The organism is Enterobacter sp. DVT3837 (assembly GCF_056238685.1).
On record NZ_JBWDLA010000001.1, the window covers coordinates 2769237 to 2785186 of the forward strand.

Annotated in this window: 15 protein-coding genes; 8 read left to right on the forward strand and 7 right to left on the reverse strand. The window is 54.5% G+C overall.

Features of this window, described 5'->3' with window-relative positions; all coding sequences use genetic code 11:
• Nucleotides 1-12: 12 nt before the first annotated feature.
• Nucleotides 13-1476: a beta-barrel assembly-enhancing protease gene (gene bepA / locus AC0XWG_RS13735; protein ID WP_028016132.1), complete on the reverse strand. Its 1464-nt coding sequence runs from the start codon at nt 1474-1476 to the stop codon at nt 13-15.
• 221 nt (nt 1477-1697) lie between these two features.
• Here bepA and AC0XWG_RS13740 point away from each other — a divergent pair, with 221 nt between their 5' ends.
• Nucleotides 1698-2762, forward strand: coding sequence for an AI-2E family transporter (locus AC0XWG_RS13740; protein ID WP_028016133.1), 1065 nt, complete (start codon nt 1698-1700; stop codon nt 2760-2762).
• Between the two features lie 95 nt (nt 2763-2857).
• Here AC0XWG_RS13740 and bcp read toward each other — a convergent pair whose 3' ends face one another.
• Nucleotides 2858-3328 (reverse strand): thioredoxin-dependent thiol peroxidase, encoded by a 471-nt coding sequence (gene bcp, locus AC0XWG_RS13745; protein WP_014171119.1) that lies wholly within the window; start codon nt 3326-3328, stop codon nt 2858-2860.
• A complete protein-coding gene (locus tag AC0XWG_RS13750; RefSeq protein ID WP_028016134.1) occupies nt 3328-3897 on the reverse strand; it encodes a glycine cleavage system transcriptional repressor in 570 nt (189 codons plus the stop codon). Before AC0XWG_RS13750 ends, bcp begins: the two co-directional genes overlap by 1 nt.
• A 145-nt stretch (nt 3898-4042) precedes the next feature.
• Here AC0XWG_RS13750 and dapA point away from each other — a divergent pair, with 145 nt between their 5' ends.
• The 6 genes from dapA (at nt 4043) to ypfH (ending at nt 10500) form a co-directional block, all read left to right on the forward strand.
• Nucleotides 4043-4921, forward strand: a complete 879-nt coding sequence (gene dapA, locus AC0XWG_RS13755; RefSeq protein WP_049007810.1) for a 4-hydroxy-tetrahydrodipicolinate synthase — start codon at nt 4043-4045, stop codon at nt 4919-4921.
• 16 nt (nt 4922-4937) lie between these two features.
• A complete protein-coding gene (gene bamC, locus AC0XWG_RS13760) occupies nt 4938-5972 on the forward strand; it encodes an outer membrane protein assembly factor BamC (RefSeq protein ID WP_028016136.1) in 1035 nt (344 codons plus the stop codon).
• A gap of 109 nt (nt 5973-6081) precedes the next feature.
• Entirely contained in the window at nt 6082-6795 is a 714-nt protein-coding gene (purC, locus tag AC0XWG_RS13765; protein ID WP_014071282.1) for a phosphoribosylaminoimidazolesuccinocarboxamide synthase, read from the forward strand.
• Between the two features lie 120 nt (nt 6796-6915).
• Nucleotides 6916-7785, forward strand: a complete 870-nt coding sequence (ypfJ, locus tag AC0XWG_RS13770; protein ID WP_475680715.1) for a KPN_02809 family neutral zinc metallopeptidase — start codon at nt 6916-6918, stop codon at nt 7783-7785.
• Complete coding sequence (locus tag AC0XWG_RS13775) at nt 7785-9731, forward strand: tRNA(Met) cytidine acetyltransferase TmcA (protein ID WP_475680716.1); 1947 nt, start codon at nt 7785-7787, stop codon at nt 9729-9731. The genes ypfJ and AC0XWG_RS13775 overlap by 1 nt, the downstream gene beginning before the upstream one ends.
• A gap of 73 nt (nt 9732-9804) precedes the next feature.
• Nucleotides 9805-10500, forward strand: coding sequence for an esterase (gene ypfH / locus AC0XWG_RS13780; RefSeq protein WP_028016139.1), 696 nt, complete (start codon nt 9805-9807; stop codon nt 10498-10500).
• A gap of 38 nt (nt 10501-10538) precedes the next feature.
• Here the strand turns inward: ypfH and AC0XWG_RS13785 are convergent, their stop codons facing one another.
• The 3 genes from AC0XWG_RS13785 to AC0XWG_RS13795 are packed head-to-tail and all read right to left on the reverse strand — an operon-like array spanning nt 10539 to nt 12249.
• A complete protein-coding gene (locus tag AC0XWG_RS13785; RefSeq protein WP_014171111.1) occupies nt 10539-10736 on the reverse strand; it encodes a YpfN family protein in 198 nt (65 codons plus the stop codon).
• 24 nt (nt 10737-10760) lie between these two features.
• Entirely contained in the window at nt 10761-11888 is a 1128-nt protein-coding gene (gene dapE / locus AC0XWG_RS13790) for a succinyl-diaminopimelate desuccinylase (RefSeq protein ID WP_028016140.1), read from the reverse strand.
• 10 nt (nt 11889-11898) lie between these two features.
• The gene (locus tag AC0XWG_RS13795; RefSeq protein WP_049007813.1) at nt 11899-12249 is read right to left on the reverse strand and encodes an ArsC family reductase; all 351 of its coding nucleotides are present in this window, start codon (nt 12247-12249) and stop codon (nt 11899-11901) included.
• Between the two features lie 387 nt (nt 12250-12636).
• On the opposite strand from AC0XWG_RS13795, the gene ypfM reads away from it, so the two are divergent.
• Nucleotides 12637-12696 carry a protein YpfM gene (gene ypfM, locus AC0XWG_RS13800; protein WP_015572204.1) on the forward strand — a complete coding sequence of 20 codons (60 nt, stop codon included), beginning with the start codon at nt 12637-12639 and terminating at the stop codon, nt 12694-12696.
• Between the two features lie 109 nt (nt 12697-12805).
• On the opposite strand, the gene acrD is transcribed toward ypfM, so the two are convergent.
• Entirely contained in the window at nt 12806-15919 is a 3114-nt protein-coding gene (gene acrD, locus AC0XWG_RS13805; RefSeq protein ID WP_049007814.1) for a multidrug efflux RND transporter permease AcrD, read from the reverse strand.
• Nucleotides 15920-15950: the final 31 nt, after the last annotated feature.

A 15950-nucleotide genomic window follows, 5' to 3' on the forward strand; every position in this document is an offset into this window, starting at 1 on the left:
AATTCTCCTTTATTACATCTTCTCGTACGGCTTGAAGCGCTGTTGCAGGCCGCGAAGCTGATCGATACGCGCGTCGTAACGGGCCTGCTGGAGGCTGCCGAGTTTGACCTGCGCGCTGGCGCTGCTGAGCGCGGAAATAGCCTGGTCGAGGCGCCCCACCAGGGCAAAGCCTTCGGCACGCGCCGCCAGCTCCTGATCGCGGTTGCCCAGTTGGGCTTCCGCCTGAGCGAGCAGATCCCAGCCGTTTTGGTCGTCTTTATTATTAAAGGTATAGCGGTTCAGAATGGTCGCCGCTTCAGCAGGTTGACCACCCTGTAAGTAAGCGTTCGCCAGGTTAAGCTGCAGCACCGGGTTGGTACGTACGTCCTTCGCCCCTTTCAGGCGATTAATGGCATCGGTGGTTTTCTTCTGCCCCAGATCAATATCCGTCGAGAGATCGAGATACCACGGATTATTCGGGTCGGCGGCCAGAAGGGGTTGCAGCGCTTTACGCGCCTCGTCGTATTTGCTGGCTTCCATCGCTTGTAACGCCTGACCATACTGCGCGGCATTCTTTTCTCGCACGTTGCCTTTCGCCAGGGAGTCCAGCAGATCGCTGGTGAGCTGGTTGCGCCCGGAATTGTACATCCCCAGCGTTCTCACTTTCGCCATGTAGAAATCTTGCGACGACTGGACCACGACCGGGCGCATCTGGTTGGCACGGTTACGCGCATCCGACAGGCGACTTTCCGGTAAGGGGTGGGTGAGCAGAATTTCTGGTGGACGGGAAGAATAACGTGCCTGATCGAGCAGTTTTTCCAGGAAGCTCGGCATGGCCTGAGGGTCAAAGCCAGAACGTTGCAGCACCTGAATCCCGATGCGGTCCGCTTCCTGTTCGTTTTGTTGTGTAAAGCTAATCATCCCCTGCCGCGTTCCCGCCAGAGTACCGGTTAATGCCGCCATCCCGGCCTGCGGGCTGGCCATTGCCAGCAAAATAGAACCCAGCGCTCCAACCCAGGTCAGCGGGGCGTTACGTTTCTGGTCTTCCATCGCTCGCGCCAGGTGGCGCTGGGTGACGTGCGAAATTTCGTGCGCCATAACGGAAGCCAGCTGACTTTCGTTATCGGAGTAACGGAATAATGCCGAATGCAGCACCACGTTGCCGCCAAAGAAGGCGAAGGCGTTGATTTCGTCATTATTGATTAAATAGAAGTGAAAGGGCGTTTTTACCGAGTCGGCATGCGCAACCAGACGCATCCCCAGACCGTTGATGTACTGAACAAGTAACGGGTCATTGATGAGCGGGGCGCTACCGCGCAACTGGCGAACGTAGTAATCGCCCATTTGCATCTCTTGCCCAATGGAGAGCGTGCTTCCAGCTGTGGTGCCCATGTCCGGCAATGAATCGGACGAGTCGGCAAAAGCGGGCAACACCTGACCGACCGTCAGTGCGGCAATCAGTGTCGCAACCAGTGTTTTTTTCAACTGCCTGAACATAACCACGGTCCTGTATGTTGGTTGTGCTAATTTGACCGATGAACCGGCATATCGTTCATCTCTGTTGCCTTGCGAGTGTAGCCGTGTTGCAGCATGAAGAAAATCCCATTCATCAGGCTTTTGCGATTCGTGACAGAGAGACAAAAAGCGAAAGTCTTTTTTGTGACAGTTAGATACAATTCACATTCTCACTCCCGCCATTCGATTCAGGGAAGGGTTGTATGCTCGAAATGTTAATGCAGTGGTATCGGCGTCGGTTCAGCGACCCGGAAGCCATTGCTTTGTTGGTTATTCTGGTCGCCGGATTTGGCATTCTGTTCTTCTTCAGCGGTCTTCTCGCCCCCCTGCTGGTGGCGATTGTGCTGGCGTATCTGTTGGAATGGCCAACGGCACGGCTGGAACATATCGGCTGTTCCCGTCGCTGGGCGACCAGTATCGTACTGGTGTTGTTTGTCGGCATTCTGCTGCTGATGGCGTTTGTTGTCATGCCGGTTGCCTGGCAGCAGGGAATTAACCTGATCCGCGATATGCCGGGCATGTTGAATAAACTTTCTGATTTTGCCGCCACGCTGCCGCGTCGCTATCCAGCCCTGATGGATGCCGGGATTATCGACGCGATGGCCGAAAATATGCGCGCCCGCATCATGACCATGGGCGATTCGGTGGTGAAATACTCGCTGGCCTCCCTGGTCGGGCTGCTGACGCTGGCGGTTTACCTCGTGCTCGTCCCGCTAATGGTGTTCTTCCTGGTCAAAGATAAAGAGCAGATGCTGAACGCCGTCAGGCGCATTTTGCCGCGTAATCGCGGGCTGGCAGGGCAGGTCTGGGAAGAGATGAACCAGCAGATCACCAACTACATTCGCGGCAAAGTGCTGGAGATGATTGTGGTCGGGGTCGCGACGTGGATTGGTTTCCTGATCTTCGGCCTGAACTACTCGCTGCTGCTGGCGGTGCTGGTGGGCCTCTCAGTCCTTATTCCGTATATCGGTGCGTTTGTGGTGACCATTCCGGTTGTGGGCGTCGCGCTGTTCCAGTTTGGCCTCGGGACGGAGTTCTGGAGCTGCTTCGCGGTGTATCTGATTATTCAGGGGCTGGACGGTAATCTGCTGGTGCCGGTACTGTTCTCTGAGGCGGTGAACCTGCATCCGCTGGTGATTATCTTATCCGTGGTGATTTTTGGTGGGCTGTGGGGATTCTGGGGCGTGTTCTTTGCCATTCCGCTGGCAACACTGATTAAGGCCGTGGTTCACGCCTGGCCGGATGTGCCGGCGGTAGAAGACAAGTAGTTTTTGTGCGGCCTGATGGCCTCACCCCGACCCTCTCCCACGGGAGAGGGCGTAAACACTAAAAACGGCAACCTGGGTTGCCGTTTTGCTGTTTATCAGGCACTTTGTTTCAGCCAGTTCAATACCACATCGTGGTGATTGCTGGTTTTGAAGTCATCAAACACATGTTCAACTTTACCGTCAGCGTCAATCAGGAAGCTGATGCGGTGAATGCCGTCGTAGGTTTTACCCATAAATGTCTTCTCGCCCCAGACGCCGAACTGCTCGCACACCTGATGGTCTTCGTCAGAAAGCAGCGTGAAGTTCAGCAGCTCTTTCTCGGCAAATCGTGACAGTTTTTCTGGTTTATCGGTGCTGATGCCCAGCACTTCTACGCCGACTTTTTTCAACTCGTCCATGTTGTCGCGTAAGCCGCAGGCCTGTACGGTGCAGCCGGGGGTCATGGCTTTCGGGTAGAAATAGACCAGAACACGCTGTCCCTGGAAGTCGGTCAAATTTACTTGCTCGCCGTCTTGATCCGGTAAGCTAAATTTCGGTGCGATATCACCGGCTTTCAGTGGATTCATTACTCAACTCCATCCTGTTCGTGCTGCGAATAATTGACGACGCTTATACTGCCCTGCGCGTTTAATTCTGTACAGAGGGCTTTGAACGCTTGCTCGATATTTGACGCATCCTGTGAGGCAGGGCTGTGTGCGGTAATTTGAATAAAGAGCGTGGGAACGGCGCTCTCGTCGCCCGGTTGTGTACGGGAAACGAGCTCAGCGATGTTCATCTGATGGCTGTCAAACAGCGCGGTAAAGCGCTCAATCAGATGGGGGGAATCAGGGACTTCAACCTGCACCCATACAGTCGCCGGCATGGCCGGACGCGGGCGCGCGGTGGTACGTTTCATCACGATCAGCAAATCCAGCTCCGCACCTTTCAGTGGCAGGGTAGATTCGATAAGCGTAATCGCATTCCATGTTCCGGACAGCAGCATAATAAACGTGAACTCTTCGCCCAGCATCGCCAGACGGCTGTCTTCGATATTACAGCCGCAGCTGCTCACGTGACGGGTGATGGTGTTCACGATACCCGGCCTGTCGGCACCCAGCGCAGTGATAACCAGGTAATGTTGTGATGAGGTTGTCAAACCTGTTCTTCCTTTGCATGGTTAAGTCTTCCTAAGGAAAGCATAAAAAAAACATGCATACAACCGCCTGAGGGCCTCAGGTCGCTTGCTTTTATTACAGTTCCAAACGTACCATTGAGACTCTTGTTCGCACAGAGGATGGCTCATGTTCACGGGAAGTATTGTCGCGCTTGTAACACCGATGGATGAAAAAGGTAATGTCTGCCGGTCAAGCATGAAGAAGCTGATTGATTACCATGTCGCCAATGGAACCTCGGCGATCGTTTCGGTAGGGACTACCGGTGAATCTGCAACGCTGAGCCACGAAGAGCACGGCGATGTGGTCATGCTGACCCTGGAGCTGGCTGACGGACGTATTCCTGTCATCGCGGGGACAGGAGCTAATGCAACCGCAGAAGCTATCAGTCTGACCAAACGTTTTAATGACAGCGGCATTGTGGGCTGTCTGACGGTAACCCCTTACTACAACCGTCCTACTCAGGAAGGTTTGTTCCAGCACTTCAAAGCCATCGCTGAACATACTGACTTGCCACAAATTCTGTATAATGTGCCGTCCCGTACTGGCTGCGATATGCTGCCGGAAACCGTCGGTCGTCTCGCGGAAGTAAAAAATATTATCGGTATTAAAGAGGCGACAGGGAACTTAAGCCGCGTTCATCAGATCAAAGAGCTGGTTTCAGACGACTTTATCCTGTTGAGTGGTGATGATGCGACCGCGCTGGACTTTATGCAGCTCGGTGGTCATGGCGTGATCTCCGTAACGGCAAACGTTGCGGCGCGCGATATGGCTGAAATGTGCAAACTGGCAGCAGCGGGTCACTTTGATGAAGCGCGTGTCATTAATCAGCGTCTGATGCCGTTGCACAATAAATTATTTGTCGAACCCAATCCGATCCCTGTGAAATGGGCATGTAAGGAGTTGGGACTTGTAGCAACCGATACGCTGCGTCTGCCAATGACACCGATTACCGACCACGGTCGTGAAATCGTTAAGGCAGCGCTGAAGCATGCCGGTTTGCTGTAAAGTTTAGGGAGATTTGATGGCTTATTCAGTACAGAAGTCGCGCCTGGCGAAGGTTGCGAGTGTTTCGCTTGTTATGCTGCTCGCTGCCTGTAGTTCAGACTCGCGCTACAAGCGCCAGGTGAGCGGTGATGAATCCTATCTGGATGCGACCCCGCTTGCTGAACTTCACGCACCGGCTGGTATGATCCTGCCGATTCAGAACGGCGATTATAATATCCCCGTGACCAACGGCAGCGGCCTGGTCGGTAAAGCGCTTGATATTCGTCCACCAGCACAGCCTCTGGCGCTGGTAAACGGGGCGCGTACTCAGTTCACGGGTGATACGGCGTCTCTGATGGTTGAGAGCGCGCGCGGTAGCACCCTGTGGCCGCAGGTGGTGAGCGTCATTCAGTCGAAGAACTACACCATTGATAAACGTGATGACGCCAGCCAGACGTTAACCACCGACTGGATCGAATGGAACCGTCTGGATGAAGATCAGCAGTACCGTGGTCGCTATCAAGTCTCCGTTAAACCACAAGGTTATCAGCAGGCGGTTAACGTTAAGCTGTTGAACCTGGAACAGGCGGGCAAACCGGTTGCAGATGCATCCTCCCTGCAGCGTTACAGCACCGAAATGCTGAACGTGATTGCTGCGGGTCTGGATAAGACCGCGACTGATGCCGCCAACGCAGCGCAGAGCCGCAACGGCGTGACGTTCGACGTTCAGAGCGGTGCGGATGATACCGGTCTGCCAATGCTGGTTGTTCGTGCACCGTTTAACCAGACCTGGCAGCGCCTGCCAGCGACGCTGGAAAAAGTGGGCATGAAAGTGACCGACAGCACGCGTTCAACCGGCAGCATCACGGCAACGTATAAGCCGCTGTCTGACAGCGCGTGGCAGGAACTGGGCGCTAAAGATCCTCAGCTTGCCTCCGGTGACTACAAGATTCAGGTAGGCGACCTTGATAACCGCAGTAGTCTGCAGTTTATCGATCCGAAAGGTCACACGCTGACCCAGTCGCAGAACGATGCGCTGGTCGCTGTCTTCCAGGCGGCATTCAGCAAATAAATATGAGGGCTGGTTAATCCAGCCCTTTTTATTTTAGTGCTACGCAAACGTGTGCGTGGCATAATATCCCCAGTTTTGAACACAAATCATCACACCAGGAGTAATGAAGATGCAGAAGCAAGCTGAGTTGTATCGTGGCAAAGCGAAGACCGTATACAGCACGGAAAACCCGGATCTGTTGGTGCTCGAGTTCCGCAATGATACGTCAGCAGGGGATGGCGCACGCATTGAGCAGTTCGATCGTAAAGGCATGGTGAACAACAAGTTCAACCACTTCATTATGACCAAGCTGGCCGAAGCGGGTATCCCGACTCAGATGGAAGCGTTGCTGTCTGATACGGAATGTCTGGTGAAAAAGCTGGATATGGTTCCGGTTGAGTGCGTCGTTCGTAACCGTGCCGCGGGCTCCCTGGTGAAGCGTCTGGGCATTGAAGAAGGTATCGAGCTGAATCCACCGCTGTTCGACCTGTTCCTGAAAAACGATGCCATGCACGATCCGATGGTCAATGATTCCTACTGCGAAACCTTCGGCTGGGTGAATAAAGAGAACCTGGCGCGTATGAAAGAGCTGACCTACAAAGCCAACGACGTGCTGAAAAAACTGTTTGATGACGCGGGCCTGATCCTCGTCGACTTCAAGCTGGAGTTTGGCCTGTTCAAAGGTGAAGTGGTGCTGGGAGACGAATTCTCACCAGACGGCAGCCGCCTGTGGGATAAAGAAACCCTGGATAAAATGGACAAAGACCGTTTCCGTCAGAGCCTGGGTGGCCTGATTGAAGCGTACGAAGCCGTTGCTCACCGTTTAGGCGTTAAGCTCGACTAACTCCCTCAGTTGCCAAAGGATGTTCGCATCCTTTGGCGTCTTACCTTTGTTTCCTATGGTAATCTTGCCGTTAACCGCCTACGATCATAGCTATTATTAATGGAATAGTTCGAGGTGGTTATGCGCTGGCAAGGGCGTCGTGAAAGTGACAATGTAGAAGACAGACGCAGTGATGGCGGTGGCGGTCCTTCCATGGGCGGCCCCGGCTTCCGGTTACCCAGCGGGAAGGGTGGGATCATTCTGCTGATTGTGGTGCTGGTCGCGGGGTATTACGGGGTCGATCTCACCGGTTTGATGACCGGTCAGCCGTTGCAACAGCAGCAACATTCCCAGCGCTCCATCAGCCCAAATGAAGATGAAGCGGCCAAATTTACCTCCGTTATCCTCGCCACAACAGAAGACACCTGGGGTCAGTTGTTCGAGAAGATGGGGCGTTCCTACCAGCAGCCGAAGCTGGTGATGTACCGCGGTGCAACCCGCACCGGATGCGGTACCGGTCAATCTGTGATGGGGCCGTTCTACTGCCCGGCAGATGGCACAGTTTATATCGATCTCTCTTTTTACGATGACATGAAACACAAGCTTGGCGCTGACGGTGATTTTGCCCAGGGCTACGTGATTGCGCATGAAGTCGGCCATCATGTGCAAAAGCTGCTGGGGATTGAGCCAAAAGTGCGTCAGCTTCAGCAAAATGCTTCGCAGGCTGAAGTTAACCGCCTTTCGGTAAAAATGGAGCTTCAGGCGGACTGCTTTGCCGGCGTCTGGGGCCACAGCATGCAGCAGCAGGGTGTTCTGGAGTCCGGCGATCTTGAAGAGGCGCTGAACGCCGCGCAGGCTATCGGCGATGACCGTCTTCAGCAACAGAGCCAGGGGCGCGTGGTGCCGGACAGTTTCACTCACGGTACATCGCAACAACGTTACAGCTGGTTTAAACGCGGTTTCGACAGCGGCGATCCGGCGCAGTGTAATACCTTCGGCAAAGCGATGTAATGGCGTCGTTTGAACAGCTGATCGGCGAGCTTGAGCGCACTGGTCAACGTCGGCTGGTGGTGCTGAGCGGTGATGAGCAATGGACATTATCGCAGGCTGCGGCTCTGCGAGAGACGTTACCTGGAGACTGGGTGTGGCTGGACGAACAGCCATCAAAAGCCATCAGTAGCCTGCTGGGACGCGAGTTCCGGCATGCTGTCTTTGACGCCAGCGCCGGGTTTGATGTCGCCGCTTTTGCCGCCCTGAGCGGAACGCTGAGCGCCGGAAGTCTTCTGGTGCTGCGTGTTCCGCCGCTCGCGCACTGGGCTGAACATCCCGATCAGGATTCCCTGCGCTGGAGCGACAGCGCCGAAGCGATAGCTACTCCGCATTTTGTCCGCCATTTTTGCCGGACCGTTGCCGCCGATCCCGATGCGATTGTGTGGCTTCAGGGGCACCCTTTTTCGCTTCCTCCTTTTCCCGACGCACCCGACTGGCTGCCTGCCAGCGGGGGACCGCAACGCGAGCAGGCTGAGATCCTCAATGTGCTTGAGGGGATGTCGCCTGGCATCGTGGCCGTCACCGCCGCGCGCGGGCGCGGAAAGTCAGCCCTGGCGGGAATGTTGCTGAATCGCATTGCGGGCAGCGCTGTGGTCACCGCCCCAGCGAAGGGGGCGACGGATGTTATTGCCCGTTTTGCAGGAGAGCATTTCAATTTTATGGCCCCGGATGCGCTTCTGGCCTCCTCATTGCAGGCTGACTGGTTAATTGTCGATGAAGCCGCTGCGATCCCCGGCCCGCTACTTGAAAAGTTGGTATTGCGGTTTCCTCGCGTGCTGTTGACCACGACGGTTCAGGGTTATGAGGGGACGGGGAGAGGGTTCTTATTAAAATTCTGTGCCCGGTTTACCGGATTGCAGCGTTTCAGCTTATCGGTACCGATTCGCTGGGCCGCGGGCTGCCCGCTTGAGCGGGTCGTCGCCAGCGCACTGCTTTTTGACGATACGCTTCTCGGTCGCCGCCCGGAAGGCGAGGTGCGTTTGACCTCTCTGGAACCGGAGGCATGGGAACGCCAACCGGCACTTGCGACAGGCGTTTACGAGCTACTCTGTGCGGCTCACTATCGCACCTCACCGCTTGATTTACGCCGCATGATGGACGCTCCCGGGCAGCATTTTGCCGTCGCCCAGACAGACTCTGATATCGCCGGAGCGCTCTGGCTGGTGGATGAAGGCGGGTTATCACCCGAGCTTAGCCGCGCCGTCTGGGCGGGGTATCGGCGTCCTCGTGGGAACCTGGTGGCACAGTCTCTGGCAGCCCATGGCGGATCGCCACTGGCGGCGACGCTCAAAGGCAGACGGGTGACTCGTATTGCTGTACACCCTTATCGTCAGCGGGAGGGCATCGGTCAGGCGCTGATTCGCAACGCCAGCGGTGAGGATTATCTGTCGGTGAGTTTTGGCTATACCGATGAGCTTTGGCATTTCTGGCAGCAATGCGGTTTTGTGCTGGTGCGGATGGGTAGCCATCGTGAAGCCAGCAGTGGCTGTTTTACCGCAATGGCGCTGCTGCCGCTGAGCAAGGTGGGGCATCAGTTGTGTGAGCAGGCGCAACTGCGTCTGAAGCGCGATGCGCGGGTGTTATCGGCCTGGAACGGTGAAAAGATCCCGGTGGACGATGGCTGGGAAGCTACCCTTAATAATGACGACTGGCTTGAGCTGGCCGGGTTTGCCTTTGCGCACCGGGCATTTTCAACCTCCGTCGCTGCGTTAACGCGTCTGCTGCTGAGTGTGGACACGCCTCTCCCGGCACTGCGCGATAAGATGGCAGGGAAAGCGGATGACCTCGGGCGAAAAGCGTTGCTGGCAAAGCTCCGCAGCGAAACATCGCAAGCGCTTGAAAGTCTGGATAAAGCGCGCTGTCAGCAGCTGAAAAACGCTATTTTGCAATGGCAATTTTTTCAATGACTTCTTCAGTAAAGTGGCATGGTCATTCCCGCCGGGAGGCGTAGAATCCAGGTCATCTATTAAGGAGATCACCATGAAACACGACCATTTTGTTGTTCAAAGCCCTGACAAACCGGCTAAACAGTTACTGCTGCTGTTTCATGGTGTTGGTGATAATGCCGTCAACATGGGCCAGATTGGCAGCTGGTTTGCACCTGTTTTCCCGGATGCCTTGATTATCAGCATCGGTGGCATAGAGCCATGTGGCCCGAACGGTCGGCAGTGGTTCTCTGTGCAGGGCGTGACGGAAGAGAATCGTCAGGCTCGTATTGACGCCGTCATGCCAGCGTTTATTGATATCGTGCGCTACTGGCAACAGCAGAGCGGCGTTGGGGCTGACGCCACCGCGTTGATTGGCTTCTCGCAGGGATCAATCATGTCGCTGGAAAGCGTAAAAGCACAACCGGGTCTGGTGTCACGCGTCATTGCATTTAACGGTCGTTTTGCGACGTTACCGACGATCGCCACCACGCAGACGACGATCCACCTGATCCACGGTGGTGAAGACCGCGTGATTGAGCTCTCGCATGCAGTTGCCGCCCAGGAAGCGTTGATTCGCGAAGGTGGGGATGTGACGCTGGATATCGTTGACGATTTGGGGCATGCCATTGACGATCGCAGTATACAGTTTGCGCTCGACCATCTGCGCTATACCGTACCGAAGCACTATTTTGATGAAGCGCTCAGCGGCGGTAAGCCGGATGACAATGATATTGTAGAGTTTATGTGAGGTTATCCCCTCTCCTCAGGAGAGGGGATCCAGACTGATTACTTCTTCTGGTCCTTCTTCGGCCAGTCGTCGTCATCGTCCCACTTGTCGTTAAAATCACGGTGTGGTGGCAGATCCGGCTTGTTAGCGAGAAATTTTTTATGGTCAACGCGCTTAAGATCTTTAATCACGTTAAGCAACACGCCGACCAGAAAAACTAACACCAGAATCCACCAGTATTTTGAAAGCCAATCCATTCGCTATTCCTCTCAGAGCGTTCGTCAGGCGACGAGTTGCTCCATAATGCGTTGATACATACGGGCCAGCAGTTGCAAATCTGCGGCATTCACACACTCATTGATTTTATGAATGGTCGCGTTCACTGGCCCCAGTTCGACAACCTGGGCGCCCATGCGGGCGATAAAGCGTCCGTCAGAGGTGCCACCCGTCGTCAGCAGCTGTGGCTTAATTTCATTATAGTGCTCGATGGCGTTCACTACCGCATCCACCAGTTTGCCACGCTGCGTCAGGAACGGCTGACCGGAAAGCCACCAGTCCACGGTGTAGCGCAGGTTATATTTCTCAAGCAGGGCGACAACACGCGCTTTGATCATCTCATCGGTCAGTTCAGTACTGAAGCGGAAGTTAAACTGGACGAAGAAATCACCCGGGATCACGTTGTTGCTGCCGGTCCCGGCTTTGACATTTGCAATCTGCATACTGGTCGGTGGGAAGAACTCATTGCCTTTGTCCCACTCAATCGCCACCAGTTCGTTCAGCATCGGCGCAGCGCGATGGACCGGGTTATCGGCCAGATGCGGATATGCAACATGCCCCTGAACCCCGTGAATGGTCAGGTTACAGGTCAGCGAGCCACGGCGACCATTTTTGACGACATCACCCACCACTTCAGTACTGGACGGCTCTCCGACCAGACAGTAGTCGAGACGCTCGTTTCGCGCCATCAGTGCTTCAACAACCTTCACGGTACCGTTATGGGCACTGGCCTCTTCATCTGAGGTGATTAAAAATGCGAGACGGTTTTTATGGTTCGGATGCTGGGCAACAAAACGCTCTGCTGCCACGACCATCGCCGCCAGAGAGCCTTTCATGTCTGCCGCACCGCGACCAAACAGCATGCCATCGCGGATGGTCGGTTCAAACGGCGGGTTAATCCAGCGATCCGCATCACCTGCGGGAACGACATCAGTATGCCCGGCAAAGGCCAGAGTTTCGCCCTGACCACGCCACGCCCAGAAGTTCTGGGTATCGCCAAAATCCATGCGTTCGACGGTAAAACCGATGGCACGCAGGCGCTCAATCATTAATGCCTGACAACCTGCGTCGTCCGGGCTAAGGGAAGGACGGCGAATAAGCTGCTGAGTCAGCTCAATGACCGGGCATGACATAAACTACACCTCAACGAAAAAAGTCGGAATAAAGGGTTTCACTGAAACCCAGCAGCATAGGCTGCCCGGGCGCGCAGAGCAATGGGCGTTTGATAATTGCCGGCATCTCGAGCATCAGTTTTGCCGCGCTGTCGGCGTTATTGATGCTGGCGCGCAGAGATTCATCCAGTTTACGCCAGGTGGTGCCGCGCGTGTTCAGCAGGGCTTCCCAGCCCAGTTCTTTGATGGCGTTATGCAGAAATTCTGCATCAAGCCCATCGGCGCGGTAATCATGGAAGCGGTACTCCACGTTGTTCGCGTCCAGCCAGCGGCGGGCTTTTTTGATGGTGTCACAGTTTTTAATGCCGTACATCACAACCATGGTGAATCCTTTTGTTCCTGTGGTGATAAAATGTTCAATAAATTCGAAGGTATATCCTTAAGCAGAATATAACACATTCAAGAATTGTCTTAATTTACTCATCATCTTAATTCAACTCACACTTGTACGCTGAATATTCTTTCAACATTTAAGCATAGATGTCCATAAGGTTTAAATTGCCAATAAACTCAGTAAGTAAAATAAAACTCACCTGCTCGTATGGTTATTTCTAAATATTGCTTGCCGTCACAAAAAATTTAAGGTTCTCCGTTCATATTTATCATAATTCTCTGACAGTGGCGGGGTATAATCACAGCAATTGGTTAAATAGTCTTCACAATGATGATACGTTTTCGTAGAATGCGCATAATAATAAGAGAGGTTGTTATGATTGAACGTGAACTGGGGAACTGGAAAGATTTTATCGAAGGCATGCTTCGTAAATGACATTCAGTAAGAATTGCAAGAGCACTTAAATAAGTAAAATAATCATAGTGTGAATTAATCACACAATAAAAAGGCGGCCGATAAAGCCGCCTTTTTTTATTTCAATCACTTACTCCGGGCGTTCCTTTAGCGGGAAGCGGCGACGCACCAGCACAAAGAACAGCGGAACGAAATAAATGGCCAGGATAGTGGCTGAAATCATGCCGCCCATAACTCCTGTTCCTACCGCATGCTGGCTGCTGGAGCCTGCGCCGGTGCTGGTTGCCATCGGCAGTACGCCGAAAACAAATGCCAGTGACGTCATCAGGATCGGGCGTAAGCGTTGGCGACAGGCGTGCAGCGTGGCAGCCATCAGTTCGTGGCCTTTAGCATTCATCTCGTTAGCGAACTCAACGATCAGAATGGCGTTTTTCGCCGACAAACCGATAACGGTGAGTAGCCCCACCTGGAAGTAAACATCGTTCTCCAGGCCGCGCATCCAGGTTGCCAGCAGCGCGCCGATGACCCCAAGGGGAACCACCAGCATGACCGAGAACGGGACCGACCAGCTTTCATACAGTGCGGCAAGACAGAGGAAAACGACCAGCAATGAAAGCGCGTAAAGCGCGGGGGCCTGCGCCCCTGAGAGCCGCTCCTGGTATGACATGGCTGTCCACTCCAGACCAAAACCTGCAGGTAGCTGTTGCACCAGTTTTTCCATGGTATCCATGGCGGTACCGGTACTGACGCCCGGCGCGGCTTCCCCGACGATTTCAACCGCAGAATAGCCGTTATAGCGTTCCAGACGTGGTGAACCACTCTCCCAGTGCGAGGTGGCAAAGGCGGAGAACGGCACCATGCCGCCGGTATTATTTCGCACAAACCAGCGATTAATGTCATCCGGCAACATGCGGAACGGCGCGGCGGACTGGACATACACTTTTTTCACGCGGCCGCGATCCATAAAGTCATTTACATAGCTCGATCCCCACGCCGTTTGCAGGGTGTCGTTGATGTCGTTGATTGAGACGCCCAGCGCCTGCGCCTTACGCTGGTCGATATCCACCTGGAGCTGCGGGCTGTCATCAAGACCGTTGTGACGAACGCGTGTCAGACCGGCATCCTTCCCCGCCAGCTCTAAGAGCTTATCGCGTGCCGCCATCAGCGCTGTGTGACCCGCTCCGGCGTGATCCTGCAACTCCATATCAAACCCGGCGGAGCTGCCCAGACCGCTAATCGCCGGTGGACTGCTGGCAAAGACGCGCGCTTCTTTGATATGTGCAAAGGCTTTCGTCGCGCGCTCAATAATGGCAAAGGAGGTTCCCGTTTTCGTGTCACGCTCGTCCCAGTCTTTCAGGCGAACAAACATACGGGCGACGTTCTGCCCGTTTCCGCCAGGGCCGGAACCGACGGTGGAGAAGACCGATACAACGTTATCCTTCTCTTTCGTGAAGAAATACTGCTCCACTTTCTGAACCACTTTTAGCGTCTGCTGCTGCGTTGCGCCACTCGGGAGCTGCACCGAGGTGGTGAACATACCCCGGTCTTCCATCGGCAGGAATGAGGTCGGCAGATGGAGGAACAGCCAGACCATGCCGCCCAGCAACACCACATAAATCATCATCCAGCGCAGGCTGCGGTGAAGCACTCGCCCGACGGCAGATTCATATCGCGCGGCATTGCGGTTGAACATCCGGTTAAACCAGCCGAAGAACCCTTTTTGGCCGTGATGCTCCCCTTTGTGCAGCGGCTTCAGGATTGTGGCGCAGAGCGCGGGGGTGAGGATCAGTGCGACCAGCACGGAGAGCACCATTGCCGAGACGATGGTTATCGAGAACTGGCGGTAGATCGCCCCGGTGGTGCCGCCAAAGAAGGCCATCGGGATAAAGACCGCCGACAGCACCATCGCAATACCGACTAACGCCCCCTGAATTTGTCCCATGGATTTGCGCGTGGCCTGACGCGGGGAAAGGCCTTCCTCGCTCATAATTCGCTCGACGTTTTCGACCACCACGATGGCATCATCCACCAGAAGGCCAATCGCCAGCACCATTGCAAACATCGTCAGGGTGTTAATGCTGTACCCAAACGCGTAAAGCACCGCAAAGGTTCCCAGCAGGACAACAGGGACGGCGATGGTTGGGATTAGCGTTGCGCGGAAGTTTTGCAGGAACAGGTACATGACCAGGAACACCAGCGCGATCGCTTCCAGCAGGGTCTTCACCACATCTTCAATTGAGGCTTTGACGAAGGAGGTGGTTTCATAGGCAACTTTATATTCCAGCCCGTGCGGGAAATACTGTGAAAGCTCATCCAGCCGATCTAAAACCAGTTTCGCTGTGGCCATTTCATTGGCGCCGGAGGCCAGTTTAATCCCAAGGCCAGAGGCCTGATTGCCGTTAAAGCGGCTCAGGTAGTCGTACTTCTCTGCACCCATTTCCACCGTGGCGACATCACCCAGACGTACCTCCGAACCATCCTGATTCACGCGCAGGGTAATGTCGCGGAACTGCTCCGGGGTTTGAAGAAGTGACTGCGAATTAATGGTGGCATTCAGGGCTTGTTTATCGACGGATGGCGTCCCCCCTAGCTGCCCCACGGCAATCTGCGCGTTCTGGGCTTTGATGGCATTCGTTACGTCGGTTGCGGTCATCTGGTAGCTGTTGAGCTTGTTGGGATCGAGCCAGATGCGCATTGAGTATTGTGAACCGTAAGCGTCGATATCGCCTACGCCGTTAATTCGGCTGATGGGGTCCTGGATATTACTGGCGACGTAGTCCGCAATATCCTGCTTATCCATGGAACCATCAGTGGAGACAAACGCGATGGTCAAAATGTTGGTATCACCGGTTTTACGCACGGTCACACCCTGGTTTTGCACCGCCTGAGGCAGCTTACGCATGGCCGACTGCAGCTGGTTTTGCACCTGCTGCACGGCTTCATCAGGATTGGTGCCGGCAGTGAAGCTCAGTGTGACCGTCGCCTGACCTGTTGCGCTGCTTTGCGAGGACATGTACATCAGGTTATCCAGACCCGTCATGTTCTGTTCGATAACCTGTGTCACGGTATTTTCCAGCGTCTGTGCGGATGCTCCTGGATAGTTGGCGGTGACGCGTACGTTAGGTGGTGCCAGATCGGGATATTGCTCAACAGGAAGTGACGTAATCGCCAGGACACCTGTCAGACATAACAGAATGGCCAGTACCCAGGCAAAAATGGGGCGATCGATGAAAAAATTCGCCATGAAAAAGTAACCTCGTTTTGCTGCACGTCAT

Bases quoted from the DNA above. Each gene is read 5' to 3' on its own strand.
- bepA (WP_028016132.1), bottom strand. From the start codon at position 1,476: ATGTTCAGGCAGTTGAAAAAAACACTGGTTGCGACACTGATTGCCGCA.
- AC0XWG_RS13740 (WP_028016133.1), top strand. From the start codon at position 1,698: ATGCTCGAAATGTTAATGCAGTGGTATCGGCGTCGGTTCAGCGACCCG.
- bcp (WP_014171119.1), bottom strand. From the start codon at position 3,328: ATGAATCCACTGAAAGCCGGTGATATCGCACCGAAATTTAGCTTACCG.
- dapA (WP_049007810.1), top strand. From the start codon at position 4,043: ATGTTCACGGGAAGTATTGTCGCGCTTGTAACACCGATGGATGAAAAA.
- bamC (WP_028016136.1), top strand. From the start codon at position 4,938: ATGGCTTATTCAGTACAGAAGTCGCGCCTGGCGAAGGTTGCGAGTGTT.
- purC (WP_014071282.1), top strand. From the start codon at position 6,082: ATGCAGAAGCAAGCTGAGTTGTATCGTGGCAAAGCGAAGACCGTATAC.
- ypfJ (WP_475680715.1), top strand. From the start codon at position 6,916: ATGCGCTGGCAAGGGCGTCGTGAAAGTGACAATGTAGAAGACAGACGC.
- AC0XWG_RS13775 (WP_475680716.1), top strand. From the start codon at position 7,785: ATGGCGTCGTTTGAACAGCTGATCGGCGAGCTTGAGCGCACTGGTCAA.
- ypfH (WP_028016139.1), top strand. From the start codon at position 9,805: ATGAAACACGACCATTTTGTTGTTCAAAGCCCTGACAAACCGGCTAAA.
- AC0XWG_RS13785 (WP_014171111.1), bottom strand. From the start codon at position 10,736: ATGGATTGGCTTTCAAAATACTGGTGGATTCTGGTGTTAGTTTTTCTG.
- dapE (WP_028016140.1), bottom strand. From the start codon at position 11,888: ATGTCATGCCCGGTCATTGAGCTGACTCAGCAGCTTATTCGCCGTCCT.
- AC0XWG_RS13795 (WP_049007813.1), bottom strand. From the start codon at position 12,249: ATGGTTGTGATGTACGGCATTAAAAACTGTGACACCATCAAAAAAGCC.
- acrD (WP_049007814.1), bottom strand. From the start codon at position 15,919: ATGGCGAATTTTTTCATCGATCGCCCCATTTTTGCCTGGGTACTGGCC.